Annotated in this window: 21 protein-coding genes; 15 read left to right on the top strand and 6 right to left on the bottom strand. The window is 54.6% G+C overall.

The window, feature by feature from the left end; translation table 11 throughout:
• Positions 1–43 precede the first annotated feature (43 nt).
• The 15 genes from Q4E93_RS02975 (at position 44) to Q4E93_RS02905 (ending at position 18,467) form a co-directional block, all read left to right on the top strand.
• Positions 44–490, top strand: a complete 447-nt coding sequence (locus Q4E93_RS02975; RefSeq protein ID WP_303582602.1) for a thioredoxin family protein — start codon at positions 44–46, stop codon at positions 488–490.
• Positions 491–506: 16 nt separating this feature from the next.
• A complete protein-coding gene (locus Q4E93_RS02970; protein WP_303582601.1) occupies positions 507–1,448 on the top strand; it encodes an FAD:protein FMN transferase in 942 nt (313 codons plus the stop codon).
• Positions 1,445–1,669, top strand: coding sequence for a DUF4266 domain-containing protein (locus Q4E93_RS02965; RefSeq protein WP_303582600.1), 225 nt, complete (start codon positions 1,445–1,447; stop codon positions 1,667–1,669). The genes Q4E93_RS02970 and Q4E93_RS02965 overlap by 4 nt, the downstream gene beginning before the upstream one ends.
• 23 nt (positions 1,670–1,692) lie before the next feature.
• Entirely contained in the window at positions 1,693–2,898 is a 1,206-nt protein-coding gene (locus Q4E93_RS02960; RefSeq protein ID WP_303582599.1) for a DUF3570 domain-containing protein, read from the top strand.
• Positions 2,895–3,752 carry a helix-turn-helix domain-containing protein gene (locus Q4E93_RS02955; protein WP_303582598.1) on the top strand — a complete coding sequence of 286 codons (858 nt, stop codon included), beginning with the start codon at positions 2,895–2,897 and terminating at the stop codon, positions 3,750–3,752. Before Q4E93_RS02960 ends, Q4E93_RS02955 begins: the two co-directional genes overlap by 4 nt.
• A gap of 62 nt (positions 3,753–3,814) precedes the next feature.
• The gene (locus tag Q4E93_RS02950; protein ID WP_303582597.1) at positions 3,815–5,209 is read left to right on the top strand and encodes a TolC family protein; all 1,395 of its coding nucleotides are present in this window, start codon (positions 3,815–3,817) and stop codon (positions 5,207–5,209) included.
• Entirely contained in the window at positions 5,206–8,364 is a 3,159-nt protein-coding gene (locus Q4E93_RS02945) for an efflux RND transporter permease subunit (protein WP_303582596.1), read from the top strand. The genes Q4E93_RS02950 and Q4E93_RS02945 overlap by 4 nt, the downstream gene beginning before the upstream one ends.
• Before the next feature lie 4 nt (positions 8,365–8,368).
• Positions 8,369–9,457, top strand: a complete 1,089-nt coding sequence (locus Q4E93_RS02940; protein ID WP_303582595.1) for an efflux RND transporter periplasmic adaptor subunit — start codon at positions 8,369–8,371, stop codon at positions 9,455–9,457.
• A 34-nt stretch (positions 9,458–9,491) separates the two neighbouring features.
• The gene (locus Q4E93_RS02935; protein ID WP_303582594.1) at positions 9,492–10,187 is read left to right on the top strand and encodes a hemerythrin domain-containing protein; all 696 of its coding nucleotides are present in this window, start codon (positions 9,492–9,494) and stop codon (positions 10,185–10,187) included.
• 91 nt (positions 10,188–10,278) lie between these two features.
• Complete coding sequence (locus Q4E93_RS02930; protein ID WP_303582593.1) at positions 10,279–11,691, top strand: MBL fold metallo-hydrolase; 1,413 nt, start codon at positions 10,279–10,281, stop codon at positions 11,689–11,691.
• 79 nt (positions 11,692–11,770) lie between these two features.
• Positions 11,771–12,958: an acetate/propionate family kinase gene (locus tag Q4E93_RS02925; protein WP_303582592.1), complete on the top strand. Its 1,188-nt coding sequence runs from the start codon at positions 11,771–11,773 to the stop codon at positions 12,956–12,958.
• Positions 12,945–15,332: a phosphoketolase family protein gene (locus Q4E93_RS02920; protein ID WP_303582591.1), complete on the top strand. Its 2,388-nt coding sequence runs from the start codon at positions 12,945–12,947 to the stop codon at positions 15,330–15,332. The genes Q4E93_RS02925 and Q4E93_RS02920 overlap by 14 nt, the downstream gene beginning before the upstream one ends.
• 81 nt (positions 15,333–15,413) lie before the next feature.
• Entirely contained in the window at positions 15,414–16,523 is a 1,110-nt protein-coding gene (locus Q4E93_RS02915; RefSeq protein ID WP_303582590.1) for an efflux RND transporter periplasmic adaptor subunit, read from the top strand.
• Positions 16,520–17,782: an ABC transporter permease gene (locus tag Q4E93_RS02910; RefSeq protein ID WP_303582589.1), complete on the top strand. Its 1,263-nt coding sequence runs from the start codon at positions 16,520–16,522 to the stop codon at positions 17,780–17,782. Before Q4E93_RS02915 ends, Q4E93_RS02910 begins: the two co-directional genes overlap by 4 nt.
• Before the next feature lie 10 nt (positions 17,783–17,792).
• Positions 17,793–18,467, top strand: coding sequence for an ABC transporter ATP-binding protein (locus Q4E93_RS02905; RefSeq protein WP_303582588.1), 675 nt, complete (start codon positions 17,793–17,795; stop codon positions 18,465–18,467).
• Here Q4E93_RS02905 and Q4E93_RS02900 read toward each other — a convergent pair.
• The 6 genes from Q4E93_RS02900 to Q4E93_RS02875 all read right to left on the bottom strand — a co-directional run bounded on the left by Q4E93_RS02900 (position 18,423) and on the right by Q4E93_RS02875 (position 23,689).
• On the bottom strand, positions 18,423–18,632 hold the full coding sequence (locus Q4E93_RS02900; RefSeq protein ID WP_303582587.1) for a hypothetical protein: 210 nt from the start codon (positions 18,630–18,632) through the stop codon (positions 18,423–18,425). The genes Q4E93_RS02905 and Q4E93_RS02900 overlap by 45 nt on opposite strands.
• A gap of 3 nt (positions 18,633–18,635) precedes the next feature.
• Positions 18,636–19,295, bottom strand: coding sequence for a dienelactone hydrolase family protein (locus Q4E93_RS02895; RefSeq protein WP_303582586.1), 660 nt, complete (start codon positions 19,293–19,295; stop codon positions 18,636–18,638).
• Between the two features lie 81 nt (positions 19,296–19,376).
• Complete coding sequence (locus Q4E93_RS02890; RefSeq protein ID WP_303582585.1) at positions 19,377–20,045, bottom strand: BON domain-containing protein; 669 nt, start codon at positions 20,043–20,045, stop codon at positions 19,377–19,379.
• Positions 20,046–20,150: 105 nt separating this feature from the next.
• Positions 20,151–21,383: a bactofilin family protein gene (locus tag Q4E93_RS02885; RefSeq protein WP_303582584.1), complete on the bottom strand. Its 1,233-nt coding sequence runs from the start codon at positions 21,381–21,383 to the stop codon at positions 20,151–20,153.
• Between the two features lie 26 nt (positions 21,384–21,409).
• Entirely contained in the window at positions 21,410–21,889 is a 480-nt protein-coding gene (locus Q4E93_RS02880) for a pyridoxamine 5'-phosphate oxidase family protein (RefSeq protein WP_303582583.1), read from the bottom strand.
• A 99-nt stretch (positions 21,890–21,988) separates the two neighbouring features.
• Positions 21,989–23,689 (bottom strand): ATP-binding protein, encoded by a 1,701-nt coding sequence (locus tag Q4E93_RS02875; RefSeq protein WP_303582582.1) that lies wholly within the window; start codon positions 23,687–23,689, stop codon positions 21,989–21,991.
• Between the last annotated feature and the right edge of the window lie 58 nt (positions 23,690–23,747).

Here is a 23,747-nt window from a genome sequence, read left to right as displayed (position 1 = left end):
CCTTCATCCGTAATTGACGTTATAACATCAAAGTTTCTGAATAATGCTTAAAGCGCTTTTCCTGCTTGGGTTCCTGAGCCTGACCCCGCCTTCGCCATGGCATAACAGTTTACAGGAAGCCAAAGAGATCGCCCGGAAGGAGCACCGCTATATCCTGCTGAACTTTTCGGGCAGCGACTGGTGCGGGCCCTGTATCATGCTGCGCAAGGAAGTCTTTGACTCGCCGGCTTTTATGGCATTTGCGGACAGCACCCTGGTGCTGGTGAACGCCGATTTTCCCCGTATGAAAAAAAATCAGCTGTCGAAAGAACAGCAGCAGCAGAACGATCAGCTGGCTGACCATTATAATTCGCAGGGGAAATTTCCTTTAACGCTTTTACTGAATGCTGAAGGAAAAGTGATCCATCAATGGGAAGGCAACCCTTCGATAAAACCCGATCCATTCACTTCAGAGATACGATCCATCATTGACGCCGGCAAAACACATTAAGGTCCCGAAAGCTCCTGTGCAGCAACAGATCTTTAAGCGTGCGATGAAGCTCATGGGCAACCATTTCGAGCTAAGCGTCGTAGCTGAAGAGGAAGAATGGGCCCACCACCGGATCGATGCCGGTGTCCGGGAGATCCAACGCATCGAAACTTTACTTACCACCTATGACGAGGGCAGCGAGACCAGCCTTATCAATGCCCATGCCGGGCTGGCGCCGGTGCGGGTAAGCGCTGAAACCTTCGCCCTTATCGAACGATCTATCCGCATCTCCCAGGTCACCCAGGGCGCCTTCGATATTACGTACGGCTCCGTGGACAAGGGATTGTGGAATTTCGATACCACGATGCGGGCGCTGCCGGATGCAGCCACTGCCAGGCGGATGGTGCGGCTGATCAATTACCAACATATTCTCCTGGATAAGGAAAATCACACGGTGTTCCTGAAAGAAAAAGGAATGCGCATCGGTTTTGGCGGCATCGGGAAAGGTTATGCCGCTGAAAGGGCCAAGGCGGTCATGCAGCAAATGGGTGTCGCCAGCGGCGTCGTAAATGCTTCCGGAGACCTGACAGCATGGGGCTATCAGCCTGGCGGAGAACCCTGGACCATTGGCATTGTCAACCCCAATTCGGCGGGACAGATCTTTTCCTATTTGAATGTCACGGGGCTTGCGCTGGCAACTTCGGGCAATTATGAAAAGTATGTCATCATCGATGGAAAACGATATTCCCATACGATCAATCCCAGGACCGGCCTGCCTGTCACGGGCATCAAAAGCGTGACCATCCTGTGCCCGAACGCTGAGATCGCCGATGCCATGGCCACCCCTGTCATGATCATGGGCATCAGGGCGGGACTCGATATGATCAACCAGATGAGAGACATCGAGGCGATATTGATAGATGACGACGACGTAGTATATACATCGGACCACATACATTTTTCTAAACAACAGCAATGAAAAAAAGCATTTTTCTTTCAGGAGGCCTCGCGGTGTTGACCTGCGTGGTAATGTCGGCATGCACGTCGGTGAAAGAATACCAGAAAAGCCGGATCAACGATTCAGAGATGAGCCTGTCCAGCCGGAAAGTGGAAAAGAATGAGCTTAATTTCCAGTCCTACCGGGAAGGCGCCGCCGGCGCCAACGGCGGAAAAACAGGAGGCGGCTGCGGCTGTAATTAAAAATCATCGCGTAATACATTTCCATGAAAAAGATCTGTCTGACCGTCGTCGGCATGTATTTTATGTTGCTGCATGCTTTTTCCCAGGTGACAAAAGACTCTGCTGCATTTAAGCCGAGAAAGCTGCAACTGGACGAAGTGAACCTGGTCTCCAGCTACTACACCCAGCGGGGTGACCATTCCGCTATACAAGGGGGCATCGGTTCCGAAAAGGTCACGGACCTTGCCAATGGTCTCGAGCTGAAATGGGTGGGATGGGATGCCCATCAAAGAAAGAATACGTTGACGGCCGGGGTGGGCATCGACATCCATACGGCCGCATCACAGGCCTATATTTCAAAGACAGGCGCCAGTCGAAGGACCGACGGCACGCGCATCTATCCTTCATTGGACTGGACGCGGGAGAATGAAAAGAAGGGCACCTCCTTCAGCCTCGGCGCCTACTACTCGAATGAATTCAACTATCAATCCATTGGCGCCAGCGCGGGTGCAACCAAAAAAACAAAGAACAACGGCGAGTTTGGGCTGAAGCTCAGCGGTTATTTCGACAGGGTGAAGCTCATCTATCCATCGGAGTTCGAGCCGGCACGCACCTATGGCGGCGGCCGTGATGAGGAAAACCATCCTGACTACGGCTCCAGTCCCCGCCAGACCTATACGGCCTCTTTCTCTTTTTCACAGGTGATCAACAGCCGCCTGCAGGCCAGCTTCCTGCTGGACCTTGTTCAGCAGCATGGTTACCTGGGGCTGCCCTTCCACCGAGTATATTTCACGGATGGCAACGACGCCGTTGAAAACCTGCCCTCGAACCGCTTCAAGCTGCCTGTCGGTGTGCGGCTGAACTATTTCCTGGGCGACAAGGTGATCCTGCGGAGCTATTACCGCTACTACCAGGACAATTGGGGTGTGCGATCGCATACGGCCAGCCTGGAAGTGCCGGTGAAGCTGACCCCTTTCTTTTCCGTGTCGCCTTTCTACCGATATTACACACAAACAGCGGCCAATTATTTCGCGCCCTATGCACAGCATGCCGCCACGGATACCTATTACACCAGCAATTATGCGCTGTCTGCCTTTTCCAGCAATTTCTTCGGGGCCGGCATCCGGCTGGCGCCTCCGAAAGGTATCTTCGGCACGCACCTGAGCGCGCTGGAGCTTCGATACGGGCATTACACGCAGACAACGGACCTGGTATCGGACGTGATCTCTTTGCATTTGCAGTTTAAATGATTACCTTAATTGCGTTGAAACAGCTGATTCCAACCAAGAATAAGATTAGCCCTGAAAAGCATATTAAGGTGGAACCTTTCCGGAAAGGAACGCTGGTCACACCACCTCATAAGCATAAGCAATACTTCGAGATCGTATACCTTTCCAGGGGCAGCGGGCAGCATTGGATAGACGGCCACTGCTATGACATCAAGCCTCCCGTGTTCTTTTTTATCAATCGTGACCAGGTGCATAACTGGCAACTGGACAATGACCCCGACGGATATGTCATCATCCTCAAAAACACCTTTCTTCAGCAGAGCCGCGACGAGCCGCTGAAACAGCTGCTCCATCTTATCTGGCATGCCAACTGTCTTTACCTGGATGACGCCGATGACCTGGCGGCCCTGTTTCCCCTGCTGGTGGCGCAATCCGTCTCTCCCACTGCGTATGAACATCACAGTATCGACGGCCTACTGAAAAGCCTGGTCGCCATGCTGCTTGAAAAAGGGCGTAATAGCTTCCTGCACACGGGCGTGCAGACGCGGCTGTATGCCCGGCTGATCGACCTTCTGCTAACCCGTCCGGCCATCCAGCGGAAGGTGGGCGTGCTGGCCAGGCAGTTGGATACTACCCCCCAAAATCTGAATGCCGCCTGCCGCAAAGCGGCGCACCAGAGCGCCAGCGAGGTGGTGGACCAATTTATCATGGGAGAAGCGCGCCGGCTCTTGCTGTATACGGACAGCCACGTGGGTGAAATCGCCTACAAGCTTAGTTTTAAAGACCCGTCCTACTTTATTAAATTCTTTAAGCAATACGAGCAGCTGACGCCCGAAGCATACCGGAAGCAACATTTTCAAAATCACCATCAATAGGGTCGTTTTCACCATCCTATCTTATCTACCCTCTCTAATTTGCCTGCAATTCCATTCATTGCATGCGTTTATTTTCAATCAATTGGCGGACCCTGGTATCCTCCACGAGCGTGGCCTGTATGATCGTGCCCTGCCATGCGCAGCCAAAGGCCCTTTCCATCCGGGAGGCGCTGTCGCTGGTGCAGACGCAGCAGCCGCAGCTGCAGGCTTCCAAAGAACGGGCTACTGCCGCGGGCTACAATACCAGCCTGGCCCGGAATACGCTGGTTCCTGATCTCACTGCCGGCTACCAGGCGGGCTATGCCACATTCAATAATGTCACGGGCATGAGCTATCCCGGATTGTTCATGCCTATTTCGGGACCACCTGTTGCCTCCAATACGTATGACCTTGTACCGGGTACGGCGTTGACGGCCCTGCTGAAGTGGTCGCCTTTGACCTTTGGCCAGCGTGCCGCCGCCATCGACAAAGCGGCAGCACAATACAAGCTTGCCAATGCCGAATATAATGATGCCGTTTTCCGGCAACAGTATGCGGTCCTGAATATCTATCTCGACCTTGTCTATCTTAAAAAGCTGCTGGCAAGCCTGCAGGCCAACACGGACCGCACCCGCGGCGAGCTGCGGCAATCCCTTGACCTGGCCAAAGAAGGGCTCCGCCCGGGCATCGACACGATCCAGTTCCAGGCCGCGCTGGCCCAGTCCGAGATCGACCTTTTGGGAGCCCAGCGTACCCTCGATGCTCAAGCGGTCGAGCTTACCAGGCTACTGGCCTTCGCCGGCGCAACGGAGGATCTTGCGCTCACCGACACGCTTTTCGCCATCAGCACGCCGCGGTTCTCCGACACCACCCTTTCCGTCACCGACAACCCGCAGTATGGCTGGTACAAGGCTAAAAAAGACCTCAGCTTTTCTTCACTGAAAGAAATACAGCGATCCTGGCGCCCGCAGCTGGACATATGGGCCAATGCCTACGGCCGTGGCTCGGGTATCCTGTCGAATGGAACGATCAACAAGTCCGACGGCTGGAGGCTGACCCACGATAACTATGGCGCGGGCTTCCAGGTGAGCTTCCCCATCCTCCAGTTCTCCCGGATAGGCCTGCAGAAAAAGCAATACCGCAGCTTGCTGGCAGCCGATGAGGCACAGCTGGCGCAGGTGTCGCTGGATCTCAGCAAACAAATGGAAACGGCCCATCGCAACTATCAACAGAGCCGGCTTATTGCGGAACGTATCCCCACGGTGACCCGTGCACAGCAATTGGCCTACCAGGGTTTGCAGCTCAGCTATGACAACGGGCTGATCGATTACACCCGGCTGGAACAGGCGAGGTATCAGCTGCTGCAGGCGGAAATAGCCCAGGCCGGAGCTTATGTCCAGGCATGGAGATCCTTGCTCGACATGGCCGTTGTTGCGGGCCGCCTCAGTCTTTTCACCGATCAAGTCAGCCAACCATGAAATTAATATCATCGGCCCTGCGCCATCCCGTCACGGTCCTCGTTGCTGTTCTTGCCATCCTGTTCTTCTCTTATCTTTCCATCAGGAATTCCAAAATAGATATCTTTCCCCGCCTGGGGCTGCCTACGGTGTATGTTGCACAACCCTATGGCGGCCTTTCGCCGGAACAAATGGAAGGATTTGTCACTTCCTACTATGAGTATCACTTCCTGTATATCACGGGTGTGAAGTATGTCGTGTCGAAAAGCATCCAGGGCGCCGCCCTCATCAAGCTGGAATTCAACGAAGGCACGGATATGAGCCAGGCGATGGCGGAAGTGGTGGGGTATGTCAACCGGGCCCGGGCCTTCATGCCGCCGGGAACCGTACCGCCCTTTGTGACCCGTTTTGATGCCGGCAGCGTACCTGTCGGTCAGCTGGTCTTCAGCTCTGAAAGCCGGAGCCTGGGCGAGATCTCGGACCTTGCGCTCTTCCGGGTCAGGCCGATGTTCGCTACCCTTCCCGGCGTGTCGGCGCCACCGCCCTTCGGCGGCAATCAAAAGACGGTGCTGATCACAGTAGATCCCGGCAAATTGCGCAGCTATAACCTTTCTGCCGACGAAGTGGTGCAGACGCTTGCGAAGTTCAATACCATCAGCCCGGCGGGCAATGTCCGCATCGGCGACACCACTTATATCACCCCTCAAAACAGTGTGATCGAAGGTCTGCAGGACCTGCAGAGCATGCCATTGCGAACGGGCGGCGGCCCTTCCGTCTATGTCAGGGACATCGCGACTGTCAGCCTGGGGGCGGATGTGACGACCAGCTATGCATTGATCAACGGCAAGCGATCCGTATACATTCCCGTCACGAAGCGGGCCGATGCTTCCACCTGGGACGTGGTCCAGCATGTGAAAGCGGCCTTACCGGACATGCAGGCGGCCATCCCCCCTGATATAAAAGTGACGTATGCATTCGACCAGTCAGGCTATGTTATCAATTCACTGAAGAGCGTGCTGATCGAGGGCGGGCTGGGCGCCCTGCTCACGGGGCTGGTGGTGCTGCTATTCCTTCGGGACGGTCGCAGCGCCCTGATCGTCATCCTCACCATTCCGCTCGCCCTGCTGGCCGCCGTCACGGCCCTTTATCTTTCCGGACAGACCATCAATATCATGACCCTGGGCGGGCTGGCTTTGTCCGTTGGTATACTGGTGGACGAAGCCACCGTCACGGTGGAAAACATCCACCGCCACCAGGAAGGCGGCAAACACAGGGCCCGCGCCATCGCCGATGCGTGCAGGGAGATAGCCGCGCCGAAGCTGCTGATCCTGCTCAGCATCCTGGCCGTCTTCGTGCCGGCCTTGTTCATGAACGGCGTACCTAAAGCATTGTTCCTGCCTTTGTCGCTGGCAGTGGGCTTTGCCATGATCGCTTCCTTCCTTTTGTCCCAGAGCTTTGTACCCGTGATGGCCAACTGGTGGATGAGGGAAGCGCTGCATAAGCAAGGTCCGGCAGGTGATAAGACTTTTTTCAGTCGATTGAAAGACCGTTATGTGCGTCTGGGAAGTAAGTTCCAGGGGCGCCATGTCATAGCCGCCAGCCTGTTTGTCCTCATTACGGTCGGGCTTGCGGTCCTGCTGTTTGCGTCCACGGGTACGGAGCTCTTCCCTCCCGGCGACAGCGGTCAGGCACAGGTCCGTCTCCGCCTGCCCGTGGGCACGCGGTTCGAGCGGACGGAAGACGCCACCCGCCAGTTGCTTGGCCTGGCCGAGCGCATCGCCGGAAAGGGCCAGGTGGAGATCACTTCGGCATTCATAGGCACCCAGCCTTCCAGCTATCCTGTCAACTATATTCATCTATGGACCAGCGGCCCCCAGGAATCAGTGACAAGGATCAAGCTTCGGCGGGGCAGCCTACCTATCGAGGCTTTCCGGGAACAGCTGCGATCCGCGGCGGCAAAAGAGATGCCGGCAGCGCGGCTGTCTTTCGAGCCGGGAGACATCGTCGAACAGGTGTTGAACCTGGGCAGCAGCAACCCCGTGGAAATTGCCGTGGTGGACCGCAACCTGGGCGAGGGGCAAAAGATCGCCCGGCAGCTGGTGCAAAAACTGCAACAGACACCGGCGCTGAGGGACGTACAGATCGCAACGCCCCTGGACTATCCGGCCATCCGCGTGGATATGGACCGCGTGAAGGCGGCTGCGCTCGGCATCTCCGGAGACCAGATCGCGCGGAGCACGGTCGCCGCCACTTCTTCCAGCCGCTTCACCATGCCCAGCTACTGGCTTGACAAGACGACGGGCACAGCCTACCAGGTACAGGTGCAATATCCCGAATACAGCATGAACAGCACCGGCGCATTGGAAATGGTCCCCGTTTCTTCCGGGGCAGGCAATACGCATTATCTTAGTGAAGTCAGCCGTCTCACGCGCACGACCATCCCGGGGGAATACGACAGGCTGAACCAGCAGCGGTATGTAACAGTGACGGCCAACGTACATAAAGAAGACGCGGGGAGCGCCTTCACGAAAGTGCGGGCCGCCATCTCCTCGATGGGCAAGCTCCCTGCCGGCGCGAAGATATTGCTGCGCGGCCAGCCTGAGCTGCTGGACCAGACATTGCAGAACCTCCGGTTCGGCCTGCTCATCGCTATCGTCGCCATTTTTTTGTCGATGGCCATTTACTTTCAATCGTTCCGGGTGGCCGTCGTCACGGTGGCGGTGACGCCCGCCGTTGTCGCAGGTGCGCTGGCCATGCTGTATGTGACGGGGCATTCCCTCAATATCCAATCCTATATGGGAACTATTATGGCGGCGGGCGTCTCCATTGCCAATGCCGTATTATTTATCACCCAGGCTGAACGTGCACGGAAAGAAGGGAATTCCCTGCCACATCTGAATGCGGCAGAGGCCCGTTTCCGTCCGATCCTGATGACCAGCGCTGCCATGATCGCCGGCATGATCCCCATGGCCATCGGTATCAGCGAAGGAGGGGACCAGACCGCACCGCTGGCCATTGCCGTCATAGGAGGGCTGTTGTTCTCCACCGGCAGCGTCCTGTTCTTCCTGCCTGCCGTCTACCGATGGATCGCGGGCGGCAAGCCTTATCATAATGTATCCCTGGATCCTGATGACATAAACAGTAAAAACTATGACCATCCAGCGCCTTCTATTTAGATATATGCGACCATTCATTAAAGGATTGCCTTTGTGCTTTCTTATTGCCTGCGGGAACAGCGAGCAGCAACCCACCGGACAGGCCGGCGTCACCACACCCGGAGATACTGTCCTGGTATTTATTTTAAAGCCCGACTCTCTCAGGAAGACGGTGGAGCTGCCCGCCGAGCTGGAGCCCTACCAACGAACGGACCTCTATGCCAGGGTGCAGGGTTTTGTCCGTGCGATGAAAGTGGACATCGGCAGCCGTGTAGTGAAAGGACAAAGCCTTGCGGTGATAGAAGCGCCGGAAGTAAACTCCCGGCTGGAAGAATCCCAGGCGACGCTGCAATCCGTCAAAGCGAAATGGGCCGGGAGCCGGGATAACTACCTCCGGCTCTACCGGGCCTCCCGGACCTCCTCACCCGGCATCGTCGCGCCGGTGGACCTGGAGCGCGCATTGGACCAGATGCTCACCGACAGCAGCGCCTATGAAGCCGCCCGCAAACAGACGCAGGCCAGCAGGGATATCTCGGGCTATCTCAACATCAACGCTCCCTTTTCCGGCGTCATCACCGCCCGCAAAGCTGACGAAGGGGCATTGGTGGGGACTACGCAGCCATTGCTGACCATACAGGATGACCGTACCCTCCGTCTGCGCATAGCCGTTCCAGAGACCTACACGGCGGCAGTGAGCAAGATCCCGGCTATACGTTTCCGTGTGGACGCCTATCCTATCCGGAGCTTCACGGCTGTTCCGGCCCGCAGGACGGGAACCATCGATCCCAACACGCGCACAGAACTGTGGGAGTACACGGTCGACAATGCCCACCAGGAACTTCAGGCGGGCGCCTTCGCTTATGCACAGCTTGGCCTGCAACGGGATGGGCTATCGCTCCTCGTGCCTCCCTCAGCCGTCAGCACCACCCAGGAAAAGAAATTTATCATCCGGGTGAAGAACAATATGATCGAATGGGTGGATGTCAGCCAGGGGATCAGCACCGACAAAGGGGTAGAGATCTTCGGCCGGCTCCAGGCGGGCGATACCCTGCTGGTAAAAGCCACGGACGAAAGAAAGCCGGGCAGCACAGCGGTCTGGAAGGTGCAGCATTAGTCCGCGGTATGTTTTTTGCACAAATTGATCCGTTATGCATACAGACAACAGCCGGCGCCGGTTTCTCGGGCAAAGCCTGAAGGCCGGCCTTCTCGGAAGCGCCTCGGGCATCCTGCTGCTCCATGGCTGCAAAGAAAAGGAGGAAGACAAAGAAGTATCCCCTCCCGAAGATCTCATGCAGGAACATGGACTGCTCAACAGGATCCTGCTGATCTATGATCATTGCCGGGAACAACTGGCAGCTAAACAGACTCCTCCGCTGGACGCCCTGTCCGGGGCCGCAGGAATCATCAAGACATTCGTCGAGGACTATCATGAAAAGCAGGAAGAGGATTACCTTTTTCCCAGGTTCCGAAAAGCCGGCGTGCTCACCGACCTGGTAAATGTGCTCCTGCAACAGCACAACGCCGGACGCGCGATCACCCAGCAGCTGATGGAGCTTGGAAAAGTGAAAGCGCCTACCGATGATCAACGTCAGCAGCTGATCCTGCTCCTTACCAGGTTCAATACCATGTACCGGCCCCATGAAGCCAGGGAAGATACGGTACTCTTTCCGGCCTTCCGCAGGCTGGTGACCCGCCACGAATACGATTCTCTGGGGGAAGAGTTCGAGAACAACGAGCACAAGCGTTTTGGCAAGGATGGTTTCGAGGTCATGGTGGACAAGGTCATGGCAATTGAAAAGCAGCTGGGCATCTATGAACTGGCACAGTTTACCCCCGGTGTCTGAGGACGGCGGTGACATTCATCAAGCGACCTGCTGACCCATGTCATGCTTCTATTGGCCTCCTCTTTTTAGCTTGCAGTAAATTACTGCAGCCATGTTAATCGAACAGATCTATACAGGATGCCTGGCCCAGGGGGCGTACTACATTGAAAGCAACGGCGAAGCTGCCGTCATCGATCCACTGAGAGAAACAGCGCCTTATCTGCAAAGGGCGGCCAGATCGGGAGCAACCATCAAATACATTCTGGAAACGCATTTTCATGCGGACTTTGTCAGCGGCCATCTTGATCTCAGCCGAAAGACAGGGGCTGCCATTGTCTATGGGCCTAATGCGCAGGCCAGTTTTTCATTTATGGCTGTCCGTGACGGACAAGAGCTGAGCCTGGGGCATTGCAGCATCCGCATCCTGCATACGCCGGGCCACACGATGGAAAGCACCTGCTACCTGCTGAAAGATGAGAAGGGCCATGAGCGGGCTTTATTCACCGGCGACACCCTGTTCATCAATGATGTTGGGAGGCCTGACCTGGCCCAAAAGATCGATGCGGAGCTGACACCCGAAAAGCTGGCCGGCTATTTATACGACTCGTTGAGGAATAAGATAATGCCATTAAGAGATGACATCGTGATCTATCCGGGTCATGGCGCAGGAAGCGCCTGTGGCAAGAACCTTGGCATAGAAAGAACGGATACGCTGCGCGGACAGAAAAGGCATAATTATGCTTTGAAGGCCGACCTGTCGAAAGAAGATTTTATTCAGCAGGTCACCAGCGGGCTTACGCCCCCTCCCGCCTATTTTCCTGGCAATGTCCTGATGAACAAGCAAGGGTATGAGCCATTCGAAAAGGTGCTGTCCAGGGGACAGCAAGGCCTGGATCCTGCCGCATTCGAAGCGGCATTCAGAGAAACGGAAGCGCTCATTCTCGACACCAGGGCTGCTGCCGTCTTTTCGGAAGGGTTTATTCCCCACTCCATCAATATCGGCCTGGGAGGAGATCTCGCTCCCTGGTCCGCAACCCTGATCCCCGACCTCAACCAGCCTATCCTGCTCGTAACTGACGAGGGCAGCGAGGAGGAATCCATCACACGCCTGGCGAGAGTAGGACTGGATCATTGCATCGGCTACCTCAAAGGAGGGGCCAAGGCATGGAAAGATGCGGGAAAACGGCTGGACAGGATCAATAGCATAAGCGCGAAGGAACTGGCTGTGATCATGAGTATCGCGCCTATCCATCTGCTGGATGTCAGGAGAAGCTTTGAATTCCTGGCGGAGCATGCCATCCATGCCGACAATATACCCCTGGAATATATCAATGACAATATGCACCGGCTGCATCCTGACAGGACCTATTATGTCTATTGCGCCGGCGGCTACCGCTCCATGATCTTCTGCTCGATCCTGAGAGCAAGAGGATTCCACGATCTCATCAATATCGAGGGTGGTTTTAAGGCGATCCGGGAGACAGGGAAAATCTGTATCACGAATGACGTTAGCGTCCACCATTGATGACTTTAATGATAATATTACATCATTAACGGCCTGGGGCATTCTTTTTGTGATCAGGTAGAAGGCGAAAGACAAAAACATGCAGACATCTCCGGCCGGTATTTTGACGATCAATGGCGGATCTTCCAGTATTAAATTCTCCGTGTATGGGACCGGCGATGCATTACAGCGCCTTCTGCATGGGAAGATCGAGCGCATCGGTCTTGCAGATCCATTGTTGAGCTATGCAGAGACGGAAGCCGGGCCGCCCGTCCAAAGCCGGATAGAAGCGGCTGATCTTCAGGAAGCTGCCCGTTTTCTGGTAAACTGGCTTGAACAAAAAAAGGCTTTTGCCGGGATAAAAGCCATTGGCCACCGGGTGGTGCATGGCCTGGAGCATGTCCGTCCAGCATTGGTCACGGAGCAGCTGTTGAAAGCATTACGGGGAATCAGTACCTATGATCCGGATCATTTGCCTGGGGAGATCATCCTGATGGAACTGTTCCGGGAAAAATATCCCCAATTGCCGCAGGTGGCCTGCTTCGACACCGCTTTTCACGCAGATATTCCCCGCATTGCCCGGTTGCTGCCCATTCCCAGGCGATATGATGAAGCCGGCATACGCCGCTATGGTTTTCACGGCCTTTCGTATTCCTATATCCTCGGGGAGCTGGGGCATCTCGCGGGAAAAGAAGCAGCCGAAGGACGTTTGATCATTGCACACCTGGGCAGTGGCGCCAGCCTGGCGGCAATATATAAAGGCAGATGCATGGATACGAGCATGGGGTTCACACCTGCAGGCGGCATTATGATGGGATCGCGCCCCGGCGACCTGGACCCGGGCGTGGCCTGGTATATGATACAAAAGGATCACCTGGATCCTGCTCAATTCAACGCGCTGATCAATCATCAGTGCGGCCTTTTAGGCGTATCGGGGACCAGTGGCGACATGCGGGACCTGCTGCAGCAGGAGAACGAAGATGTGCGGGCTGCCGAGGCCGTGGAGCTATTCTGCTACCAGGTGAAAAAACAGATCGGCGCCTATTCCGCTGTCCTGGGAGGGATCGATACCCTGGTATTCACTGGCGGCATCGGAGAGAACCTGGCTGTCATCCGCAGCAGGATCTGCCAGGGATTGGAATATCTGGGCCTGGGCCTGGACGAGGGGAAAAATAAAAAGAATGACCTTATCATATCCTCCGGGCAAAGCCGGACCACGGTGTATGTCATTCCCACGGATGAAGAAAAAATGATCGCTAAAAACACCTCATTTTATGGAAATATATAAGACAAAAGTTCCGGACAACCAGGTTTCTACGGAATTGCTGCGGAAGATCGATGCTTATTGGCGTGCGGCCAACTATCTGTCCGTAGGGCAGATCTACCTGCGTGACAACCCGCTCTTACATGAGCCGTTGCGAGCGGAGCATGTGAAGCACAGACTGCTGGGCCATTGGGGCACCACGCCGGGCCAGAATTTCATCTATGCGCATCTCAATCGTATCATCCGGCAATATGACCTGGACATGATCTATATCTCCGGGCCCGGGCACGGCGGTCCGGCCCTGGTCGCCAATACGTATCTCGAAGGAACGTACAGCGAGGTCTACCCGCATATCAGCCAGGACGAGCTGGGGCTGTGCAAGCTATTCAGGCAGTTCTCGTTCCCGGGGGGTATCCCCAGCCATGTTTCTCCCGAATGCCCGGGATCTATCCATGAAGGCGGAGAGCTGGGCTATTCACTCAGCCATGCTTTCGGCGCCGCCTTTGACAACCCGGACCTGATCGTGGCCTGTATCGTGGGAGATGGAGAGGCGGAGACCGGCCCCCTGGCTACGGCCTGGCATTCCAACAAGTTCCTTAACCCGGTGACAGATGGTACGGTCTTACCCATCCTGCATCTAAACGGCTATAAGATCGCCAATCCCACTTTGCTGGCCAGGATCAGCCAGGACGAACTGGAACAGCTTTTTTCAGGATATGGATGGAAACCGTATTTCCTGGAGGGCCATGATCCCGAGGAGATGCACCAGGCAATGGCCGTCGTGCTGGATAAGGTCATGCAGGATATAAAGGACATTCGCTCCAGGGCACTTAATGACGGCGAGGCTGCCAGGCCCATATGGCCCATGATCATCTTAAAGACACCTAAAGGCTGGACGGGCCCGAAGGAGGTGGATGGGCTGCCCGTGGAAGGAACTTTCCGTTCACACCAGGTGCCTTTATCGGACCCGCACAGCAATCCCCGGCACCTGCAGCAACTGGAAGCATGGATGAAAAGCTACCGACCGGAGGAGCTCTTCGATGCGGGCGGACGGCTGAGAGAAGAATTAGCCCTGCTGGCACCGGAAGGCCAAAGAAGAATGGGCGCCAACCCGCATGCCAATGGTGGACTGCTTTTAAAAAGCCTTCTCATGCCGGACTTCAGGGAATATGGGGTGGTTTTAAAAGCGCCGGGCGCCGTCGAAGCTTCCGATACCATGACCGTGGGCGCCTTTCTCAGGGATATCATCAAGCTCAATCAGCACCAGCGAAATTTCCGCATCTTCGGACCCGATGAAACGTTGTCCAACCGGCTTGATGCCGTATTCCAGGCCACCACACGACAATGGGAGGCGCAGCGATTGGAGAACGATCAATACCAGGGCACCGATGGCCGTGTGATGGAAGTGCTGAGCGAACATCAATGCGAAGGCTGGCTGGAAGGTTACCTGCTGACGGGCAGGCATGGCCTTTTCAATAGTTATGAAGCGTTCATCCATATCGTGGATTCCATGTTCAACCAGCATGCCAAGTGGCTGAAAGTGACATCGGAGCTTCCCTGGCGCCGGCAGATCGCTTCCCTCAACTACCTGCTGGCCTCTCATGTATGGCGGCAGGACCACAATGGGTTTACCCACCAGGACCCGGGATTCATCGACCATGTCATCAATAAGAAAGCGGAAATTGTGAGGGTGTATCTGCCGCCCGACGCCAACTGCCTGTTGTCGGTGATGGATCACTGCCTCCGCAGCCGCCATTATGTAAATGTGATCGTGGCAGGCAAGCACCCTGCCCCCCAATGGCTTACGATGGAGCAGGCGGTCACGCACTGTACGAAAGGCATCGGCATCTGGGATTGGGCCAGCAACGACAGGGATCGCGGGCCCGATGTAGTCATGGCCTGTGCCGGGGACGTTCCTACCCTGGAAACGTTGGCTGCCGTGTCGATCCTAAGGAAGAAACTCCCTGAGCTGGCCATCAGGGTGATCAACATCGTCGACCTGATGAAGCTTCAACCGGGCACCGAACATCCCCATGGGCTTTCCAACCGTGACTTTGACATGCTGTTCACAAAGGACAAGCCGGTGATCTTTGCTTTTCACGGTTATCCGTGGCTGATCCACCGGCTGGCATACAGGCGCACCAATCACCCTAATATCCATGTCCGCGGCTACAAGGAGGAAGGCACCATCACCACGCCATTCGACATGACGGTGCTGAATGACCTGGACCGATTCCACCTGGTGATGGATGTCATCGACCGGCTGCCGCAAACGGAAGCAAAGGGAGTCTATGTGAAGCAGGAAATGCAGGACAAGCTGATCGCACACCGGCAGTACATCTACCAGCATGGGGAAGATATGCCGGAAGTAAGGGATTGGAAGTGGCATGTGGACTGACTTTAATCATTTTTCCGGGCAACCTGTGTCATAAGCGCCATTATCGATTTCCGGTACTTTTGGCATTATAACACATGCATTATGAAGGCCCGGATTTACATGCTGATGGTATTCGGCTCCATTACCTTTTCCTGTAAAAAAGTACAGCAGGTCCATATTCTGCAAAAAGACATCGTAGAGACCGTCTATGCTTCCGGCAAGATCGTTTCGGACAATGAATACAACCTTTTCGCATTCAACAACGGCACTATCCTGAAGAAGCTGGTGAAGGACGGCGACAGGGTCGGCAAGGGGCAGGTACTGTATGTCGTCCAGAATGAGCCGGTGGTGGCGAAATACCAGGCCGCCCTGGCAGGCTACCGGAACACCGAGCTGAACCTTTCCGACCGATCGCCATTGCTGCATGATCTGCAGCTGGCCCTTCAAAGCGCCGAGATCAAATTAAGGAACGACTCCCTTACCTACCACCGGTGGAAAAACCTTTGGGAACAAGGCATCGGCACCCGGAACAACCTGGACAACAGCTATACGGCCTACCAGCTCTCGGTCAACCAGCAAAAAAGCGCCGCCGAAAAATATACCTCCGCCCTGCATGACATGCAAGTCAGCAGCAGCAATGCAAAGAGCCAGCTGCAAGCCGCCAAAAAAGAGCTGGATGATCATTTCATCTGCAGCGACCGGGCCGGCATTGTTTACCAGACTTTCAGGGAGGCCGGAGAGGGCGTGCGTGCCAACGAAGTCGTGGCGTTGATCGGGGACAGCGGCCGACGCATCATCCGACTTTCCGTAGACCAGGAAGACATCGGCAAGGTCAGGAAGGGCCAGCGGGTGGTGTTGAAAACAGACCTGTCCGGTGACACGGTATACGAGGCAACGGTCACGCATATTTATCCTATCATGAATGAATCGGATCAAACCTTCCGCGTGGACGCCGTTTTTGTGCAACAGCTGCCTCCTGCCTTCATCCATTGCTCGGTGGAAGCCAACATCATTATTGCCGTCAAACCACATGCGAACGTATTACAGCGTGAAGCACTGGCAGGCGAGGACAGTGTCTGGGTCCTCGTCAACGGGAAAGAGAAGAAGATCGCTGTAAAAACAGGCATCCTTACCCTGGATTATGTAGAGATCCTGGCCGGGATAGATGCCAGGACTCCTGTATTATTAAAGAAAGAAACCGGCAGCAGATGACTCTACCTGTCAACCTCCTCATCTCCGGCACGCAGCTGCTGGCCCGCAAGCGACAAAGCTTCATCGCCATGCTGGGCGTCATATTCGGCATCGCCATGTTCATCTTCATGATCAGCTTCATGAAGGGAGTCAATAACTATATCCAGGATACCATGCTTTCCGCGATCCCCGATGTTCACATTTATAATGACATCAGGACCGACTATACATCGTCGGTTACCAGCATATGGCTTCGCAATGATCCCGACAAAGTGGTGGTCGTGCATCATCCCCGGCCGGAAAAAGTGAGGCTGAACCTGAAGAACGCCAGCCTAATCATTTCCGACCTGAAAACGCGATCCGACGTGGAGGTCGTCTCGCCTCTTTTGTCCACCCAGGTATTTTTCAACTACGGGCCCGTGCAACTGAACGGGGTCCTCGATGGCGTCAATATCCTTGAAGAAGCTCGCTTATTCAGTCTGCGGGAAAGAATGATGACGGGGCGCGCTGAAAACCTGCTGACGGCTGACAAGGGTATCCTTCTGGGTCAAGGCCTTGCCGACAAGCTGAATGTCGTCCGGGGCGACCAGGTTACGCTGGCTACTCCTGCCGGCAACTCTATGCGCTTCAGGGTAGTGGGAACCTTTTCATTCGGCCTCAGCACCGTGGACAACATCAAGGCTTATGTAAGTCTTTCCGGCGTCCAGCAATTGCTGGCAAAAGACCATGACTATATTACGGACATCCGGGTCAAGCTAAAAGACATCAACATGGCAAGGGACCTGGCGGTAGTCTGCAGAAAAAAATATGGGTATAAGTCCGAAGATTGGGAAAGCTCCAATCCTTCCATCAAGGCGGGTAACCTGATCAGGGACACCCTTACCTGGGTGGTAAGCCTCACCTTACTGACGGTGGCGGGTTTTGGTATTTACAACATCATGAATATGGTGATCTCCAGCAAGATGAAGGACATTGCGATACTGAAGGCGCAAGGTTTTGACGGCAAGGACATCCTAATGATCTTTTTATCCCAGTCTCTGGTGATCGGCATCCTGGGCGCGTTAGCAGGGTTGTTATTGGGTTTCCTGCTGTCGTACGGGTTGTCCCGGGTGCCTTTTCCCCAGACGGAATTCACCTTCATGAAATTCTTTCCGGTGGTATTCGACATCAAATATTATTTTTTTGGAGCGGGCTTTGGGATGCTGACGACTTTCGTAGCAGGCGTGCTGCCTGCCCGGAAGGCGGCGCGCGTGGACCCGGTGGCCATCCTCCGCAGCTAAAAGAGATATCATGAATGAACCAATATTGGAAGCCACGCAGCTCAATAAATTCTTTCGCCTGCCGGAACCTTTCCAGGTATTGAAAGACATCTCGCTCTCGGTACAGAAAGGTGAGTTCATCACCATCGTCGGCAAGTCAGGCTGTGGAAAATCATCCCTGCTCTATCTCCTTTCCACTTTGGATACGGATTACACCGGCAACCTGTCGATCAATGGCAGCAAGGTTACAGGTCTGAATGAGCATGATTTGTCGGGTTTTCGCAACGAGCATATCGGGTTCGTTTTCCAATTCCATTATTTGCTGCCGGAATTCACGGTCCTGCAGAACATTATGATCCCGGCGATGAAGCTGGGTAAGCTTTCACGGCAGCAGATCGAACACAATGCGATGCAAAGGCTGGAGGAAATGGGGATCCGGGATGTTGCGCTGAAGCCTTCGGGGAAGCTATCAGGCGGTCAGCAGCAGCGCGTCGCCATTGCGCGGGCATTGATCAATAACCCGGGCATCATCATGGCGGACGAGCCCACCGGCAACCTGGATTCCAACAATACGCAGATCATCTTCAATATATTCCGGCAGCTGGCCCAGGAGGGTAACACCATTCTGGCTGTCACCCATGACAAAGATTTTGCGGCGCGGTCAGACAGGATCATCGAGATGATGGATGGAAGGATCATACATTAATGAAGGGATCTCGGAGGGTGGGGGTTCCGGGGGCGCGTCGGGTTGCACCGGCGGCAGTTCGTCCGGGTTCTGTGGAGAAGGCCGTTCCTTATCCGGCGATACCTGGGGTTCCTTTGGCGGCAACGGCAATTCGGCCGGCTCTTTCTTCTTTTTGTCTTTACCCATGATCTAAGGATGTGCAAATTGTAAAGAATGTAAATGCCTTGCGAACCACGAGGTGGTGGAAGCGGCCACCTCCTTTATCTTCTCGCCTTCGAATAAATAAGTGGCGCCCTGGATCACTTCCAGCTGCTTGTCACAGGACAGTTCATCCAATGCCTCCCTGTTCATCTGCTCCACATACCGATCCAGGCTGCCAACGATCAGTAACGTAGGCGCCTGCACCCTGGAAAGTGCCCCTTTCGCAAGGTCGGGCCGGCCGCCCCGGCAAACGATCGCGCCAATGTCTTCGGGTAACAGGGCAGCGGCCTGCAAGGCGGCAGCGGCGCCGGTGCTGGTGCCATAATAGCCCAGCCGGTAATGATCCAACAGGTCCCTGTCCAGGACCCACTGTGTTACGGCGATCAGCCGTCTGGTCATCAGTTCAACGTCATATTGCCTGCCTGAAGACTGTTCTTCTTCCGGCGTCAGCAGATCGGGCAGCAGGGTGCCGATGCTATGCTGCTGTAAATATTCGGCCATCATCCTGCTGCGCGGGCTGTTCCTGCTGATGCCGCCTGCCTGGGAAAAAATGATGATGGCATGGGCATTTTCCGGCAGGGTCAGCTCGCAGGAAAGTTGTTTATTCCCGCAGGGTATGACAAAATTTTGTTTGTAAGGAGTAAGCATAAGTGTGTTTTTAGAAAATTCCCCGAAGGGGCATAACAAGACCTCCTTCCGGATGGTCTTGTTATGCGCATAAATAAGAGCCTAAAAAGAATACTCCCTGACCGCAATGGTCAGCCTGTTCTCCACGGAAGTGATGCCGGGAGCGGACCAGGCGGCAAGTTCTGCGTCATCTTTTTCAGCCAGTGAGCGCACGGTACCCCGGAGGATCACTTTATGGCCCACCAATTCGACCCGGATCTTTTCTGAATCGATGGTGGCATGGCGCTCCAGTGCGTCCGAGATCTTCTGCTGTATGTCGGCGGAAGTCACACCCGGCTTGACAGTGACGTAGTTATTCACCCGGGTGATGCCGGCCATATTCCGGATAGCATCGACGACAGCCTGGCGCTGGTAATTCCAGTCGACCTCGCCGGAAAGGGTAACGACCCCTTTTTCCACGAGGATCTTGATCTTGTCTTCCTCGACAGCCGTATGCCATTTCAGCGCATCGGTGACAGCCTTGGCGATCTCCGCATCGGACCTGAGGTAGACGGGAGAAACGCCGACCTGGATCTCTTCGGCTACCGCCTTGACGCCGGCGATCTTCCTGACGGCCAATTCGGCCCCGATCTTTTTATAATAGCTATCTACCTGGCCGGAAAGAGTTACTACGCCGTCCTTCACCGCTACGCCGATCTCTGCTGCGTTGAGGAATGCCTCCCATTTCAGTTGATTCAAAATGTCTTTCTGTATTTCTGCATCTGTTCGCATAAGTAAAAGGTTTTAAGTGAATAATACTAAAGGTAGATCGTGCTTCCGCTCCCGGAAAGGACAATGGTCACAGGGAGTAATGAGTTTGGTCACGCGATCCTTAGCTCATGCTTTCTGCAAGATGGCGGTCTGGCCTTCAGCGACTTTATTGCCTGCCGCGGTCCTTTTCCAATTTATGCCTCTCAGGACGGCTCCAAAGGCGATGCATACCAGCAAAGGGAAAAGCATCCAGCCGAAGAAAGGAATGGAAAAGATCAGCCTGAGCAGGATAAAAAATCCAAAGGCGATCCACACCTCTTCCCAGAACCTGGCGTTGCTGCCCATCACCGTGCTGAACCAATTCGCGGCTACAACTGCGGTAAAGCTACCGCAAATGAGCAGCGAAAAAATATAGCCGAACAGCAGGATCAATCCAATGGGAATAGCTATCAGGCTGATGAAGGAGAAGAAGATCAACACGGGTACGCCACAGAAAAAGAGGAATCCGGCGCCTAAGGATCGCAGCGAACTGTCGTATATTTTTTCCCCCGCCCGATGAAATATCTTCGTAAAAAAATACTGGAGCAGGATAATGACCAGCAATGCCGTGGCAAGATACCAAAGCACGGTGAGCAGTCCGGCGGCGCCCAGGAAATACCAGTGATTACCTTTGATGGCGAGGCTTTCGTCCCTGACAACCTGCCCATTTTTCACTGTTGTTCCAAAGTCCGCCGTTGACGGCGCCCAATACCTCACAGGCCCGTTGAAAGCTGCGCTGCTGCCGATGAGCAAACTATTGGAAGCAGCCAGGACCGTCTGGCCCATCACCTTTCCATACAATTCAATAGATCCTCCCCGGCAGTCCAGGTCAGTGCCTACCGTACCATACAATAAGAGCTTGCCGACAGCAGCTTTGATATTCCCATCCACCTTGCCATATAAGGTCATGTTGCCGCCGCTGGCCAGGATATTACCCGACACTACGGCATTTTTTTCGATACTGATATCTCCCCCGGCTACCACCAGGTCTCCCTGTATATCCCGGTCGATCTTCAGCGTGCCGCCGAGACAGCGGATCTTACCGCCGACATAACCGTTGATCACTACGGTGCCTCCTGCCAGCAGGATGTCATCGTAGACGCTGTCGTTGATGTAGATCTTACCGCCGGCAACTACCAGCTGGCCGTGGACAGGGGCGTTGATGATCACCGTGCCTGCGGCCAGGTAAATATCCTGGGTCGTCGAATGGTCGATGACGATGGTATTCCCCGATTCTACGATCATGGAGAAGCCATTGATGGAGCCTGCCGACAGCAGCAGCAGGAGAAGGGCGCACTTGCGCAGAAGGATAGTAATCATAACAATTGATTTTGTGCGGGTGATGTTCAAATGCTGAAAAAAGCCTGTGGTATAACGGGGGATCTTTCAAAGCGCCCCGTCTTCTCTTCCAGCCTTATGCGGAAGGTGACCCCGGTGATCTTGTATAGCTCCGATGAATCAAACGGCCAATCCCGGGATAAGTGGGTTGTCTCGCTGCTGACCAGGGGCAGGATCCGTCCGTGCAGTCGCTGCAGCGCGTCGGTACGAAGGGCCTCATCCTTCAACTCCTCAAAAATGCCATGGGCCACCACGCTTTGCCAGTTGGCCATATTATGCAGCTGGTCCACTTCAAAGCAGACGTTTGGGTTTTTTCGCATAATATCCACCTTCAACCCCTCATGCGTGTGGCAATAAATATACGTTCCATCATAAGCATAGCTGATCGGCACGACATATACCATTTGCCCATCGCTGCATCCAATGCGGCCTATGACCTCTTTGCTAAGAAACCGCTCTATTTCCGGCATGGTTAATTTTCCCAACATGGTTGTTGCTTTAAGTACACCGAAATTATTAACCTTCCCGGTGTCTTTATATGACGCCGATTAGACGGGGAACTGATAAAGCTCATGTGGAAAAAGATGCTAGTGGCGCTGATGGCTGTCCCTCTGGCTTGTAAGTGCATACCCTGGTTCGGCCACCGCGGGCAGCATGATAGTGAATATCGAGCCTTTACCAGGCTCGCTGCTGACCTCGATACGCCCATCCATCAGGTCCAGGTATCTCCTGACAATGCTAAGACCCAGCCCTGTCCCGGAAATACCGGAAGTGTTGGCTGCCCGGAAAAATCGTTCAAAGAGATGCTCCTGTTCTTCAGCGGGTATACCGATGCCGGTGTCGACGACCATAAAGTTCACCGTCTCGGGCTGGAATTGCAGGATACACCGGATGGGCGCTGATTCCGGGGAGTATTTAACAGCATTGGAAATGAGGTTATTGAGAATGTTTCGCAGCAAATGATCATCGACGTTGACCATCCTGGGGTCGCCGTTGACTTCCAGGGCGATGGTTTGCCCGGGTTTGCAGGACTCCTCCATGTCCAGGATGGCCTCTTCCGCCAGTTGGTGAAGGTCCGTGGGGGTGGGATTGTTCTTTATTACTCCTTCCTCCAGCTTTTCCAGGGACAAAAAATCGCTGAGGATCTGCCGCAGGTTCTTCACATTGGACTTGATGCGATGAACATGGCGCATGCGTTTGTCCTCCATTTCCGGCGCGCTGTATTTTTCGATGAGCGAGGTGGAGGAAAGAATGACGCTCAGGGGCGTCTTGAATTCATGGGAGGCCAGGGTAACGAACCTGGACTTCATCTCGTTCAGGTCTTTTTCCCTCCTCAGCGCCTGCTTCATTTCTTCCTCCGCTTTCATTTGTTCGGTGATATCCTTCGTGATCTTTATATACCCGGTGATCTCGCCCTTTTCGTTGCGCATGCAGGTGAATACCACGTCCGCATAAAAAACAGAACCGTCTTTCCGCCTGCGCAGGCCAACGCTTTCAAAGCTGCCCAGTTCGGCAGCTTTTTTAAGATTTTCCTGCGGCTCCTGCCTGTCGATCTCTTCGTCCGTATAAAACAGGGAAATGGGCTGGCCAATAACCTCCGAAGCCTTGTATCCTTTTATTTGTTCCGCACCCCTGTTCCAGGTCATTACCTTTCCGGCGGGGTCGATCATAAAGATGGCATAGTCCTTTACGTGCTGCACCAGCAGGCTGAACCGCTGCTCGGATTCAAGCAGGCCTTTTTCCGCCAGCTGCCGACGGCGAAAATTATAGAGGATCAGTAAAAGGGAGACGCAGAGGAGGGTAAAAATGACTATCAGCAGGACAAATATGGCGGACTTCAGCATGTCCCTGCTTTTTGCGTTGGCCTGTTCACGTACGGCCAGGAGCCTGTTCTCCTCCCGCTGCATGCCCAGGAAAATGGCCCGCAACGAATTGGTATACGCACTCCTTACGGACTTATCCGATCGTTCGGGGGCAGGCCGATGGGAAAATGCGGCAATAAGTCTTGTCAGTGTATCTATGCGTGCTTGCTGCACCTTGTTATCTACCGTGGATTGCTGCAATATCCGGACATATTTGCCTATTTCGTCCGGAGGCTTTCCCTCGTCCACCTCCAATACGGCGGAAAGCGCCTGCTGGGTTTCATCCAGAACCACCAGCGTATGGTGCACGGCGGAGGAAGTGTCCGTAAAGGCCCTGTTGTAGCTTGCCGCCATCACCACCAGCCCTACGACGGCGCAGAGGATGATCCCGGACAATAGCGTATATGTTGTTTTTAACGCAGGCATACAGCGACAATGGAAGATCAGGGTCGTTCTTTAGTCGAAGATCGGATAAGATCATTCC

Source organism: Flavitalea plasmicola, from assembly GCF_030546645.1.
Lineage (GTDB): Bacteria > Bacteroidota > Bacteroidia > Chitinophagales > Chitinophagaceae > Puia.
This window is presented reverse-complemented; position numbering and strand designations above follow the sequence as displayed.

Excerpts from the sequence above, each read along its gene's own strand:
- Q4E93_RS02920 (WP_303582591.1), top strand. The coding sequence starts at position 12,945 with ATGGAAATATATAAGACAAAAGTTCCGGACAACCAGGTTTCTACGGAA.
- Q4E93_RS02875 (WP_303582582.1), bottom strand. The coding sequence starts at position 23,689 with ATGCCTGCGTTAAAAACAACATATACGCTATTGTCCGGGATCATCCTC.
- Q4E93_RS02945 (WP_303582596.1), top strand. The coding sequence starts at position 5,206 with ATGAAATTAATATCATCGGCCCTGCGCCATCCCGTCACGGTCCTCGTT.
- Q4E93_RS02975 (WP_303582602.1), top strand. The coding sequence starts at position 44 with ATGCTTAAAGCGCTTTTCCTGCTTGGGTTCCTGAGCCTGACCCCGCCT.
- Q4E93_RS02890 (WP_303582585.1), bottom strand. The coding sequence starts at position 20,045 with ATGCGAACAGATGCAGAAATACAGAAAGACATTTTGAATCAACTGAAA.
- Q4E93_RS02895 (WP_303582586.1), bottom strand. The coding sequence starts at position 19,295 with ATGCTTACTCCTTACAAACAAAATTTTGTCATACCCTGCGGGAATAAA.
- Q4E93_RS02955 (WP_303582598.1), top strand. The coding sequence starts at position 2,895 with ATGATTACCTTAATTGCGTTGAAACAGCTGATTCCAACCAAGAATAAG.
- Q4E93_RS02900 (WP_303582587.1), bottom strand. The coding sequence starts at position 18,632 with ATGGGTAAAGACAAAAAGAAGAAAGAGCCGGCCGAATTGCCGTTGCCG.
- Q4E93_RS02940 (WP_303582595.1), top strand. The coding sequence starts at position 8,369 with ATGCGACCATTCATTAAAGGATTGCCTTTGTGCTTTCTTATTGCCTGC.
- Q4E93_RS02965 (WP_303582600.1), top strand. The coding sequence starts at position 1,445 with ATGAAAAAAAGCATTTTTCTTTCAGGAGGCCTCGCGGTGTTGACCTGC.
- Q4E93_RS02910 (WP_303582589.1), top strand. The coding sequence starts at position 16,520 with ATGACTCTACCTGTCAACCTCCTCATCTCCGGCACGCAGCTGCTGGCC.
- Q4E93_RS02960 (WP_303582599.1), top strand. The coding sequence starts at position 1,693 with ATGAAAAAGATCTGTCTGACCGTCGTCGGCATGTATTTTATGTTGCTG.
- Q4E93_RS02925 (WP_303582592.1), top strand. The coding sequence starts at position 11,771 with ATGCAGACATCTCCGGCCGGTATTTTGACGATCAATGGCGGATCTTCC.
- Q4E93_RS02915 (WP_303582590.1), top strand. The coding sequence starts at position 15,414 with ATGAAGGCCCGGATTTACATGCTGATGGTATTCGGCTCCATTACCTTT.
- Q4E93_RS02880 (WP_303582583.1), bottom strand. The coding sequence starts at position 21,889 with ATGTTGGGAAAATTAACCATGCCGGAAATAGAGCGGTTTCTTAGCAAA.
- Q4E93_RS02950 (WP_303582597.1), top strand. The coding sequence starts at position 3,815 with ATGCGTTTATTTTCAATCAATTGGCGGACCCTGGTATCCTCCACGAGC.
- Q4E93_RS02905 (WP_303582588.1), top strand. The coding sequence starts at position 17,793 with ATGAATGAACCAATATTGGAAGCCACGCAGCTCAATAAATTCTTTCGC.
- Q4E93_RS02935 (WP_303582594.1), top strand. The coding sequence starts at position 9,492 with ATGCATACAGACAACAGCCGGCGCCGGTTTCTCGGGCAAAGCCTGAAG.
- Q4E93_RS02885 (WP_303582584.1), bottom strand. The coding sequence starts at position 21,383 with ATGATTACTATCCTTCTGCGCAAGTGCGCCCTTCTCCTGCTGCTGCTG.
- Q4E93_RS02930 (WP_303582593.1), top strand. The coding sequence starts at position 10,279 with ATGTTAATCGAACAGATCTATACAGGATGCCTGGCCCAGGGGGCGTAC.